The sequence below is a fragment of the Shewanella youngdeokensis genome (assembly GCF_033180165.1).
Taxonomy (GTDB): domain Bacteria; phylum Pseudomonadota; class Gammaproteobacteria; order Enterobacterales; family Shewanellaceae; genus Shewanella; species Shewanella youngdeokensis.
This window is the reverse complement of the sequence record NZ_CP136522.1, coordinates 1,399,344-1,411,500: the sequence shown is the minus strand read 5'-3', so window position 1 is coordinate 1,411,500 and position 12,157 is coordinate 1,399,344. Positions and strand designations below refer to the sequence as shown.

The following is a 12,157-nucleotide window of genomic DNA, read 5'->3' as shown; positions in this document are numbered from 1 at the left end:
AGTTCACTATGCAAGCAATTATATTCGCAAACAGACATGGTAATGAATTAGCCCCTCTTAACGAGCACTATTGCCCAGCACTACTTCCTGTAGGCAATAAAGCGGTGATTGAGTTCACGCTAGAAGATCTAGCCGACGCCAACATCAGCAAGGTAAAAATTATTACCTCAAGCCAGTCTGCTGCAATTGAAAAACGAATTGGTAACGGTGAACAGTGGGGCCTAGAAGTGGAATACTTTTTAAGCCGTGAGCAAGAAGCGGTACCCAAGGTTTTACAGCGTCTATCGCTCGACTCAAATGAAGCAATACTACTGGCGCGTGGTGACATGTTAAGAAGCCCTTGTATTAAATCATTTGTTGAATTTAATCAACAAATCAGCCAAGGGCATGTTGTGGCCAAACTCGCCAACCAACATGCAGGGTTAATGATGTTACCTGCCGCGACAGATTTAACGAGCAAGATCAGCTGGCCATTAGCTAAAATCGACACGGTAACAGAGCAACACAGTACCACCCAGATCTTGCACGGTGACAGCTTTATGCTCGACTCACTCGCCAATTACATGAGTGCCAACCAAACTATGGCAGCAGGCAAGTTTGTTGGCGCTCAACCTAAAGGACGCTATTTTAGTAGCTCTGCGGCAGACCAAGGCTTTTTCGTTGGTGCAAAAACTAATTCTGACTCATTAAGAATGCACAACGCTTGGGGCGTGATTGGAAACAATACGTGGATAGATGGCAGCGTAGATATGCAGCAAAGCATTGTGATTGGTCAAAACTGCTTAGTTGGAAAAGCCTGCAGCCTTAAAAACTGCCTTATTTTAGATAACACCTACGTCGGGCAAGGGCTGAATGTAACCGATGCGATTGTCTCGAAAGGGTTGTTATTGATGCCGACTGACGGCAGCCACATTAACCTGACCGATCCCAGCATTATTGCTGACAACACCCAGTCGGCTCAAATCGCGCCATCCCAACAAGTGGCGAAGCTAGACAGACTCCAAGCCATCACCCTGTTTGTAATTGGTTTAATGTTAGCTCCATTGTTACTGCTGATGTCACTCATTAATCAACCGCATCAGATTTTTATAAAAGAGTCGATGCAGCTTAACGGTAAAGTAATAACAAGTCGCCGTTGGAATATTAACGCACTGTTTATTGCTCGTTTACCGCAGCTCTATTGGGTAATTACAGGCCACATTGCGTTGTTTGGTGCAACGCCATTTGCAGCCTCTCAAGCAGACATAGCCATTAACAACCGTAGTTCAACATTAGGGCTATATGGTCCGCTGCAGCTAGTGAGTCATCATTCAGCACCGATTGAAGAGCGCCAACTCATTGAGGCTGAGTACATCAATACCGAGCAGCGCAGTAAGTACTGGTTACTGGTGCTGCGGTCGCTGTTTGGCAACGTGACTAAAACCAAGCCCGCTATCACTGCGACTAAGTAATAACAACTTTAACGGCTGTAAATATATAACAGTTCGGCTAATCAACTATATTAAGAGAGAACATTATGAAAACTATCATTACTTACGGTACGTTCGATCTATTCCATTATGGCCATGTACGTCTATTTAAACGTCTTAGAGCCATGGGCGACAAATTAATCGTCGCCGTATCGACTGATGAATTTAATGCGTTAAAAGGCAAAGCAGCATTTTTCAGCTACCTACAACGCGCTGAAATAGTTGAAGCCTGCCAATACGTCGACATGGTGATCCCAGAAACTCATTGGGGGCAAAAAGCCAAAGACATTTGTAAATATGATATCAGTACCTTTGGCATTGGAGATGACTGGAAAGGCGAATTTGATGAGCTATCAGTACTGTGCGATGTTGTGTACTTAGGTAGAACTGGCGAGATCTCATCGACTGAGATCAAAAATAGCCTCGCCGACAATGGCGCGCCAGCGAATGAAACTCGTAAATAATACCGATAGTAAACATACCGTAAACAGCGAGATAATCTTACTATATAAGGTCTTAAAATAATGCAATACACTTTACTGCAATGGACAAAGGCAATATGTCGAAAGCTGATCTACCAGCTTTCGAAGCTGACGCCCCGCAGTAAAAAAAAGGCCGTTTTTGGCAGTTACAAAGAACGGTTTTCAGATAACAGTAAATACCTTTTTAAACATTGGTCCAATACCGCGTTTGTCCGTTGTATTTGGGTAAGCGGCGATTTACGGATCGTAAATCAGCTCAACGAGAATGGCCAAGAAGCGTATTTACGCTGGTCTCTTAAGGGAATTTATCATGCCCTTACTGCCAAATATTACTTTTACAACAGCTATATTGGTGACATTAATCAATGGCTGGCAGGTGGCGCTACCAAAGTAAACCTATGGCATGGCACACCGATGAAAAAAATTGAATTTGATATTACTCACGGCCCCATGGCGGCAGTGTTTAACCCACAAAGCCTGAGCCAGAAAATAATACAAAGCCTGCATGCTCACCAACAGCGTATAACGCCAGATCTAATGCTAAGCCCTAGCCCACTGGTCGACAATCTACTCACTAGCGCCTTTAAGCTTAATGGCTCACAATTACTGCATTGCGGTAACCCCAGAACCGACTATTACCGCCAACAGGCACAACCGGCGACGAAAAATGTATTTCCAATAAAGCAGCAAGCACCAAAAACACCACTTAAGTCGCTCAAGCAACAGCTCCACAATGGTCAATATCAACAGGTGATACTGTACGCACCATCATGGAGAGATAGCATTCAAGGTAACCCGTACCAAGTCGCATTTGACTGGACTGCACTTTCAAAACAGCTGCAGCAGCACAACCAACTTTTTCTACTCAGGCTTCACCCCAATGAAGCGGTACTGGCAGAGCAATTTAGTGACTTGCCCAATATTATGAATATTTCTACCTTAGAAGACGTGTATGGATTACTCGATAACATTGATTTACTGATCACCGATTACTCGTCATTATTTATTGACGTCATGCCACTCAACATCCCCGTGATTTTCTACTGTTTCGATAAAGCGCATTATCAACAGCATTGCCGCGACATGTATGAATACGTCAATTCACTGCCCGAAATAGGCCCACAAACCTCAACGTTTACCGAGCTATCAAGCAGCTTAATTCCAAGCAATATTGAAGCCCAGATAAGGCAGTACCATCATAATAAAGTGGTTACAGCTTCGCTCGAAGAGCATGGTAGTGAAGCTGAATTAAATAGCTACCAAAAGGTGAAACAACTCTATTGGCAGCCAACAAGAAAGGATGCATTCAGTGCATTAGAGGCTTGGATGGGATAATGTTCAACGGTTACATCAATACGGATAATAAGATTTATACCAATCCACAAACTGTTTTACCCCATCTTCAACACTTGTTTGAGGCTTATAACCAACGGTTTTAAATAAATCTTCAGTATCAGCCCAAGTGGAAAGAACATCCCCCGGTTGCATCCCCATCATATTTTTAATGGCTTTAATTCCTAAAGCATTCTCTAGCGCTACAATATAGTCCATTAACTTAACTGGGCTACCATTACCAATATTATAAACGCGATATGGGGCAAAGCTCGTTGCAGGGTTAGCGTTTTTTACAGACCAATCAGGATTAACTGTAGGAATACAATCTTGAATACGAATAATCCCCTCAACAATGTCATCTATATAGGTAAAATCACGGCTTAAATTACCATGATTATAGACATCAATCGGTTCCCCCCTAACGATTTTATGGGTGAACTTTAATAGTGCCATATCAGGACGTCCCCATGGGCCATAAACCGTAAAAAAACGTAAGCCTGTGGTTGGTAAACCATAAAGGTGTGAGTAACTATGCGCCATTAATTCATTGGCTTTTTTCGTCGCTGCATACAATGAAACTGGGTGGTCAGTACTGTCACTCGTTGCGAAAGGCATTTTTGAATTAAGCCCATAAACTGAGCTCGACGAGGCGTAAACCAAGTGCTTAACTTTATGATGTCGACAACCTTCAAGAATGGTAAGGTGACCAATCAAGTTGCTATCAGCATAAGCCATAGGGTTATCAATAGAGTTGCGAACACCAGCCTGCGCTGCAAGGTGAATAACTTTATCGAACTTGTGCGCTGCGAATAACGCATCTACTCCAGTGCGATCCGTTAACTCTAAAAGTTCAAACTGAAAAAGAGGCTCTATAGCCAACCGATTTAAACGATCTTTCTTTAAATTTATATCGTAATAATTATTAAGATTATCGATACCTATCACTTTATGGCCTGCAGCACATAAACGCTCACTGACCTTAGAGCCAATAAATCCGGCTGCGCCAGTTACTAAATACTTCATAAGAATCTCAATAAAAATAACATTATCTAAAGGTAACTAAATAAAGGGAACCACTGATTTTTTGGTCAAAAATCACACTTTCTAATGGTATATTCAAAGTGTTTAATCTGTGCCAAACAAGTCACGAGTATAAACCTTTGCAGCCACATCAGTTAGTTCATCTACCATTCTGTTTGATACTATAATATCTGATATTTGCTTAAATTCATGAATATCTTGCATCACTTTGGAGTGAAAAAATTCAGGTTCATCCAGTACTGGCTCAAATACCACAACTTCAATCCCTTTCGCTTTTATACGTTTCATTATCCCCTGGATTGAAGATGTACGAAAATTTTCTGAACCCGCCTTCATAATTAAGCGGTAAATACCGACAACTTTGGGTTGCTTCTTAATGATGGAGTCAGCGATAAAATCTTTACGTGTCGAGTTCGCATCCACAATAGCACTGATAAGGCTATTAGGAACATCGGCATAATTGGCTCGCAGCTGCTTAGTGTCTTTAGGTAAGCAATAGCCGCCATAACCAAACGATGGGTTGTTATAATGCGATCCAATACGCGGGTCTAGACCAACACCTTTAATTATTTGGCGGGTATTTAAACCATGTGACTCAGCGTAACTGTCAAGCTCATTAAAGTATGCTACGCGCATAGCAAGAAATGTATTCGAAAATAATTTAACTGCTTCAGCCTCGGTCGAGTCAGTAAAGAGTATCTCAATATCATCTTTAATCGCCGCATCACTCAATAATTGTGCAAAAATTTTAGCTCGCTCAGAACATTCACCGACGATGATGCGAGAGGGGTGCAGATTGTCAAAGAGGGCTTTACCTTCTCGTAAAAATTCAGGAGAGAAAATAATATTACTAGTGTTAAACTTTTGCTTTACGGACTCAGTATAGCCCACTGGCACAGTCGATTTTATCACCATTACCGCATTTGGGTTTATTGTTAACACATCCTGAATGACTGTTTCCACTGATGAGGTATTAAAATAATTCGACTCGGCATCATAATCGGTTGGGGTCGCAATAATAACGTAGTCAGCATCTTGATAAGCCGCGGTTTTATCAAGGGTTGCGGTTAAGTCAAGTTTAATATGATTTAAATAATGTTCAATCTCTGCATCTGCAACCGTTGAGCGCTTCTGGTTAATCATAGCAACTTTTTCGGGAATAATATCAACAGCTACCACTGAATTTTTTTGTGCCAATAACACTGCGTTTGATAAACCAACGTAACCTGTGCCTGCTATGGCAATTTTCATATTCAGACCTTACAAAAATAGAGAAATAATATAAATCATTCGCCCATACATAAACATCAAATTTTCAAGCTAGAACAATTTATTTGCCATTATTTTACCCAAACAGTAGTCAAAACCACCTCGTTATGAAATTGACTTATATATTCAACTGAGTTCAGCCACCCATTTGATTGAAGAATGGGTCACGCAACATTGAATTTTTTACTTACAATGCTGCCAGCGTTAATATCAACCAAAGAGATAGTTAACGAATCACAAAGCACGACAACATCCCAATAAAGCCCCCATCTCCTTTTCACTTGTTCTGAGATCGAAGGGGTCAAAATAGGAAACTGATAATCTTCTAAGCCTGCCAGCATCTCACAACAAACTGCATGGGATTGGGCAATATCGACGAATTGCCCATCAATCACTTGTTCCTTAATGGTCGTGTTAGCTATCGACTCTATTATTGATATCAATAAACTCATCAATTAACTGTAAAAGTCTTCTGTCATATTAATAAACCGTTCAATATCAGTAGAGCTTAAGCTATTGATCCCAGCGGCGGCAGCTCTGCCTCCCCCCGTATCAAACTGGCTACAGACATCGCCAGCACCCACTTTATTCAATAATGGTGCACGCAAGGATACCGTATAAGATTTGTCAGCGTTTTGGGTTAATACTGCATGCGCTTTACTTGGAGAAAGGTTAGCCAGCATGTTGCCATACACACCACTAATCCTCCTAGCCCAAGGTTCATCAGGCAGTTCGAACACCTCAAGGTACTCACCTGTATATCGAGCCGCAATGGCTTGTGCTTGAGCCATATCCTCTACATATGCCTGACGCAGCTGGTTAAATGCAGATTTTTCATCTTGGATCATATCAAATGGGTTCGGGTATTTAATCAATTCACGATATAAATCTGCAGGATGGAAGTGCAAATCGCTAATATTTGAACCATAACCATTATAGTTTACCAGCGTTCCTAACTCCTTCAGTAACTCAGATTGCTCAGTTGACAAACTGGCACTACGGCTCAACGTGTCAGCTTTGGCTATTAAATTATCCCCGTAGGCAGCAGCTATCGCCCAAAGGTGATATGCACCATCTAGCAGATTATCAATAATCAAAGCTGTACAAGTATTGGCATCGAGATCGATATTAGCATTGAGCAATGAGCTTTCTGGGATGTTCCCGCTGCGATGATGATCGGCATAAAATACTGGTACGTTGTTATTCAACAGCTGTTCTACTGCAGCAATATTCTTTTCCATTGAAATATCAAGTACTGTAACGCTGCTCGCAGCCGCAACATCAACTTGCTTAACTAAATTGATATCACGTTTAACGCCAGTCACTAATGTGGCGTCAACAGGGGTGTGTAAGCGTAATTGAAGCAGAGAAATAATTCCGTCAGCATCGCCGTTAAACACGTCATAATTCATTTAATAAATCCCTTTCCTGTTACGCTATTTAGCACTAATTATGTTGTTATCAAGCATATAATTGATGACTTGTTTAGCACACATTTCAACAGATAACTCAGCTGTTTTTATGTGAATTTCGGCAGCATCAGGAGCCTCATAAGCAGAGTCGATACCGGTGAAGTTCTTAATTTCACCAGCACGAGCTTTTTTGTATAACCCTTTAGGATCTCGTTGCTCACATATCGAAATAGGCGTATCAATAAAGACTTCAATAAAACGAGTTTCAGGTAGCAAAGCGCGTACCATTGCCCTATCAGCAATAAACGGCGAGATAAATGCGCTACAAACTATCAGTCCAGCATCAACAAAAAGATTAGATACCTCGCCAATACGGCGGATATTTTCAATACGGTCGACATCGTTAAAGCCTAAGTCTTTATTGAGCCCGTGACGTACATTGTCACCATCTAAAATATAGGTTTTGCACCCCCGATCATGTAACATCTTATCGACGGCATTCGCCACAGTCGACTTACCTGATCCACTTAAGCCGGTGAACCATAAAACTGCGCCTTGGTGGCCGTTGTTAGACTCTCTTTGTGCTGGAGTTACACTTGCTTCGTGCCAAACTACATCAGATGACTTTTCATCTGTCGTAATAGTCTTATACGGAGACATTCTCAATCCTTTTTATACAGGTATAATTGCTACAACAAAAAACTAAAGCAACAACTAAAACGGGAAAAATATAGGTACTGTTGTTAACGCTATGCTCGCGTAAGCCAAACTAACGGGCAGCCCTACTCTGACAAAATCTTTAAGCTGATAGTGGCCAGCACTGAAAACCATTAAGTTAGTTTGGTAACCATAGGGACTAATAAAACTACCGCTTGCAGCAAATGCCACCACCATAACAAATGGCATAATATTAACGTCAAAGCCGATTGCAATGCCGTATGCAACAGGAAACATCAAAGCCGCAGCAGCATTGTTAGTCACTAATTCAGTCAGCAGCCAAGTTGCGATATAGACCATAATTAATGCTAAATAGATATGCTCAGCTCCAGTATTGTGATTAACCAAAACTGACAAACTATCAACTACGCCACTATTATTAAGCGCATGGGATAACAAAATAGCCGCAGAAACAATCAACCAAATGTCAGCGGGAAAACGCCGAATCAATTCGCTAACTGTCAGGCACTTGCTAAATATCAATAAGCCTAAAAAAAGCAACATCCCCTCTAGAAGCTCAACAATACCAAAAGCAGATAACCCAACCACCCCGATAAAACCAGCAACAGAGAGCCACGCCTTAAAACCATTAATACGAGTATCAGGTTCAACACCACTGACTATGATAAAGTTCTTAGTGATATTACGCCGCCCTTTAAAGTCTTCCCCCACTGCGAGAACCAAAAAATCTCCAGCTCGTATATCGACTTCTCCGAGCTTACCGGATATTTTCTCACCATCACGCTTTATCGCTACAACAGCGGCATCAAATAAAGCTCGAAATCCAGCAGTTTTTAATGAAGCACCAACTAAAATACTTTCTGGTTTAACTACCACTTCAGTTAAATTGCTTTTTAGTAAACCATTTTGTTCAGCGAACAACGAAAGACCAGAAAATTGACTTAACTGTAAAACTTTAGTGATATCGCCACTGAATATTAATCGATCCCCTTCCTGCAACATTTCAGAGGGTGCGACAGGCGTTATCAAGTGACCTTCACGTACCAATTCAATCAAAAATAAAGACTCTAAATGCCTTAAGCCATTCTGCTCGACGGTACGTCCCACTAATTCAGAGTTGGGCATCACTTCAGCGTCAATAAAATAGCCTTTAACATTCGAATTTTCAGTATGAATCTCAGGCAACCAGCGGCTACACAACCACAGCACTACACCACAGCCAAAAACTAAACATAATCCAATGGCTGTAAATGAGAAAAAACTTAACGAGCTTCCCGTAATGTCAATATACATGCTATTGACGATTAAATTGGTTGAAGTCCCTACTAGGGTTAAAGTCCCGCCAAGAATAGCGGCGTATGACAAAGGAAGTAGTAACTTAGATGCTTTATGATGAGGGTTATTACGGATCGGAGATAGTAGTGTCGCAACAACAGCGGTATTATTTAAAAATGCAGAACATATCGCTGTCACACCAAATAATCGTAACCAAGTTGACTGGTAACTCTTTACGATGACTTTTGAAGCGATCAATCTCAGTAATCGTGTTTTCTCCAACGCGAAAGAACACATTATCAATAAAATTAATGTCACTAAGCCTGGGTTAGCAATACTTGCCAACAACTGCTCAGTTGATACTAATTTAAACAATACTAAAGAGAGTAACACAAGGCCAAAAATTGCAGCTGTACGCGCCTGAAAACGAATTAACGCTATAATCGTAACAGCAAATACACCCAAGGTTAGATAAGCATCAATTGACATAAAATTACAATATATTTAATGGGTAGATCAATTTAAACATCTACATGGGCGATAGAAATAAAAGGCAATGCACCAGGTAGGCACTAAACTTAGTTAGCCAACATTATATGAACAAAACATATGGCAATTTCAGCTGACTCACCTTTCCAATTCCATAAAAAAGTAGAGCAAGAATAACCTTGCTCTACTAAATCATCAGACTAGCCTATTTTCTTTGCACCCCAATGAGGAAAGTGCTTACGTACCAGCGCATTCATCTCGATTTCAAATTCGGAGTAACTATGCTTTTTAATCTTGCTACCATCGATAGACTCTTTAATCATACCAGCACCAACGGTCACATTGGTCAAACGGTCGATAATGATAAAAGCACCAGTAAAACGGTTATCCGCATAAGAATCGAACTGAATTGGAGCTGTAGTCGCAAAATGACAGCTACCGATTTCATTTAGTTCTAACTGTGTTGCCGCGAGTTGTTCAAGAGTATTAACATCAACCTTGTGATTGATTTTATCAACATAACCATATACCGATTGACTGCCTACTTTTATAGCGTACTCACGATCAACACAAAGTGCTTCTTCTGTCATCCAAACAACATCAGCTGAAAAATGACTTGAAGAGTTAGGCTTATCATGCGGACGCACCAACATATCGCCACGGCTCACATCAATCTCATCTTCAAGTGTAATTGTAACAGCTTGACCTACTGAAGCTTTCTCTAAGTCACCATCGAATGTAACAATAGACTTAACTTTACTTTCTTTACCTGAAGGCAATGAAGCGACAGTGTCACCAACACGTATTTCACCTGAAGCAATCGTGCCACAAAAGCCTCTAAAGTCTAAATTAGGACGGTTAACATATTGCACTTGGAAACGGAACGAATGGCTACGATTAGACTCGACTGACACCGTATTGAGTAACTTAAGCAAAGTGGACCCAGGATACCAAGTCATATGCTCACTTTCGTTAACAACATTATCGCCTTTAAGAGCGGAAATCGGCACAAAGCGCACATCTTCAAATGCTAGGTCGGCAGCAAACTCACGGTAATCTTGCTTAATTTGCTGATATACACTTTGATCGTAATCAACCGCATCCATCTTATTAATAGCAATAACAACGTGCTTAATTCCTAATAAAGAACAAATAAAGCTGTGGCGACGAGTTTGCACTTGCACACCATGGCGGGCGTCAATCAAAATAATTGCCAAATCACAAGTAGAAGCACCTGTCGCCATGTTGCGAGTATATTGCTCATGACCTGGGGTATCAGCAATAATGAATTTACGTTGCTCGGTAGCAAAGTATCGGTAAGCAACATCAATAGTGATCCCTTGCTCACGCTCAGATTGCAAGCCATCAACCAATAGCGCTAAGTCAAACGACTCATCTGTTGTATTAAAACGTTTTGAATCCTTTTCGATAGCTGCCATTTGATCTTCAAAAATCATTTTACTATCAAATAACAAGCGGCCAATTAAGGTAGATTTACCATCATCGACACTACCGCAAGTTAAGATACGTAACATATCTTTGTTTTCATGAACTTTCAAATACGCTTCAATGTCAGAAGCTATCAAACTAGTACTGTTGCTCATTTATATTCCTTATCTACAAGCTTGAAAATATACTCATAGACCAAATTATTCATGTTCGAGAAGCGATAATGATTAAATTAGCGCGATGCCTTTGGCTTCTCTGTAACTAATTCCCGCAATTACCTGGGAGTTCCGCAAACTCGATAGGGGCTTAGAAATAGCCTTCCATCTTTTTCTTTTCCATCGAGCCTGCCGAGTCATTGTCAATAACACGACCTTGTCGTTCTGAGGTCGTACATAACAACATTTCCTGAATGATTTCAGGCAAAGTAGTCGCCTCAGATTCAACCGCACCAGTAAGGGGATAGCATCCTAACGTTCTAAAGCGCACCATTTTCTCTTTTACAACTTCGCCTTCCTCAATCGGCATACGCTCATCATCAACCATGATTAAGGTACCGTCTCGCTCAACTACTGGGCGTGGCTTGGCCAAATAAAGCGAAGGGATATTAATACCTTCTAGGTAAATGTACTGCCAGATATCAAGTTCGGTCCAATTTGACAGTGGGAATACTCGAATGCTTTCACCCTTATCAACTTTGCCGTTATAAATGTTCCACAGCTCTGGACGTTGGTTTTTAGGATCCCATCTATGCTTACTGTCACGGAAAGAATAAACACGCTCTTTCGCACGAGATTTCTCTTCATCTCGTCGTGCGCCACCAAAAGCGGCGTCAAAGCCATGCATGTCTAATGCCTGCTTAAGACCTTCGGTTTTCATTATGTCGGTATGCTTAGCACTACCATGAGTAAATGGACTGATATCCATCGCTAACCCACGAGGATTTTTATGCACGATTAAATCAAAATTATAATCTTTTGCCATCTGGTCGCGAAATTCAATCATCTCTTTGAATTTCCAGTTAGTGTCAACATGCATTAAAGGAAAAGGGATTTTCCCAGGGTAAAAAGCTTTCCTTGCTAAATGCAATAATACTGATGAATCTTTGCCAACCGAATACAGCATTACAGGGTTGTCAAATTCAGCAGCAACCTCACGCATAATCTGAATAGATTCGGCCTCCAGAGCCTTTAGGTGGGTCATTCTATCTTCAGTCATTATTGTTACATCCTAATTAAACACTTTGAATATTTGGTTTAAA

At 41.0% G+C, this 12,157-nt stretch carries 11 protein-coding genes; 3 read left to right on the top strand and 8 right to left on the bottom strand.

From position 1 onward, the window contains the following. The first annotated feature begins 8 nt into the window (after positions 1-8). From RGE70_RS05920 to RGE70_RS05910, 3 genes are all read left to right on the top strand, one after another. Positions 9-1,451 carry a sugar phosphate nucleotidyltransferase gene (locus RGE70_RS05920; protein ID WP_310470606.1) on the top strand — a complete coding sequence of 481 codons (1,443 nt, stop codon included), beginning with the start codon at positions 9-11 and terminating at the stop codon, positions 1,449-1,451. A 65-nt stretch (positions 1,452-1,516) separates the two neighbouring features. Beyond that, positions 1,517-1,933 (top strand): adenylyltransferase/cytidyltransferase family protein, encoded by a 417-nt coding sequence (locus RGE70_RS05915; protein ID WP_310470605.1) that lies wholly within the window; start codon positions 1,517-1,519, stop codon positions 1,931-1,933. A 60-nt stretch (positions 1,934-1,993) separates the two neighbouring features. Next, positions 1,994-3,286 (top strand): CDP-glycerol glycerophosphotransferase family protein, encoded by a 1,293-nt coding sequence (locus tag RGE70_RS05910; protein WP_310470604.1) that lies wholly within the window; start codon positions 1,994-1,996, stop codon positions 3,284-3,286. Positions 3,287-3,301: 15 nt separating this feature from the next. On the opposite strand, the gene RGE70_RS05905 is transcribed toward RGE70_RS05910, so the two are convergent. The 8 genes from RGE70_RS05905 to cysD all read right to left on the bottom strand — a co-directional run bounded on the left by RGE70_RS05905 (position 3,302) and on the right by cysD (position 12,114). Further along, the gene (locus tag RGE70_RS05905) at positions 3,302-4,309 is read right to left on the bottom strand and encodes an NAD-dependent epimerase (protein ID WP_310470603.1); all 1,008 of its coding nucleotides are present in this window, start codon (positions 4,307-4,309) and stop codon (positions 3,302-3,304) included. Positions 4,310-4,411: 102 nt separating this feature from the next. Next, positions 4,412-5,578, bottom strand: a complete 1,167-nt coding sequence (locus RGE70_RS05900) for a nucleotide sugar dehydrogenase (protein ID WP_310470602.1) — start codon at positions 5,576-5,578, stop codon at positions 4,412-4,414. A 182-nt stretch (positions 5,579-5,760) separates the two neighbouring features. Next, positions 5,761-6,039, bottom strand: a complete 279-nt coding sequence (locus RGE70_RS05895; protein WP_375087908.1) for a hypothetical protein — start codon at positions 6,037-6,039, stop codon at positions 5,761-5,763. A gap of 12 nt (positions 6,040-6,051) precedes the next feature. Continuing rightward, positions 6,052-7,008, bottom strand: coding sequence for a DHH family phosphoesterase (locus RGE70_RS05890; protein WP_310470600.1), 957 nt, complete (start codon positions 7,006-7,008; stop codon positions 6,052-6,054). Positions 7,009-7,032: 24 nt separating this feature from the next. After that, positions 7,033-7,668: an adenylyl-sulfate kinase gene (gene cysC / locus RGE70_RS05885; RefSeq protein ID WP_310470599.1), complete on the bottom strand. Its 636-nt coding sequence runs from the start codon at positions 7,666-7,668 to the stop codon at positions 7,033-7,035. 54 nt (positions 7,669-7,722) lie between these two features. Then, the gene (locus RGE70_RS05880; protein ID WP_310470598.1) at positions 7,723-9,450 is read right to left on the bottom strand and encodes an SLC13 family permease; all 1,728 of its coding nucleotides are present in this window, start codon (positions 9,448-9,450) and stop codon (positions 7,723-7,725) included. Positions 9,451-9,650: 200 nt separating this feature from the next. Further along, positions 9,651-11,054: a sulfate adenylyltransferase subunit CysN gene (gene cysN / locus RGE70_RS05875; RefSeq protein WP_310470597.1), complete on the bottom strand. Its 1,404-nt coding sequence runs from the start codon at positions 11,052-11,054 to the stop codon at positions 9,651-9,653. A gap of 151 nt (positions 11,055-11,205) precedes the next feature. Continuing rightward, positions 11,206-12,114 carry a sulfate adenylyltransferase subunit CysD gene (gene cysD, locus RGE70_RS05870; RefSeq protein WP_310470596.1) on the bottom strand — a complete coding sequence of 303 codons (909 nt, stop codon included), beginning with the start codon at positions 12,112-12,114 and terminating at the stop codon, positions 11,206-11,208. Positions 12,115-12,157: the final 43 nt, after the last annotated feature.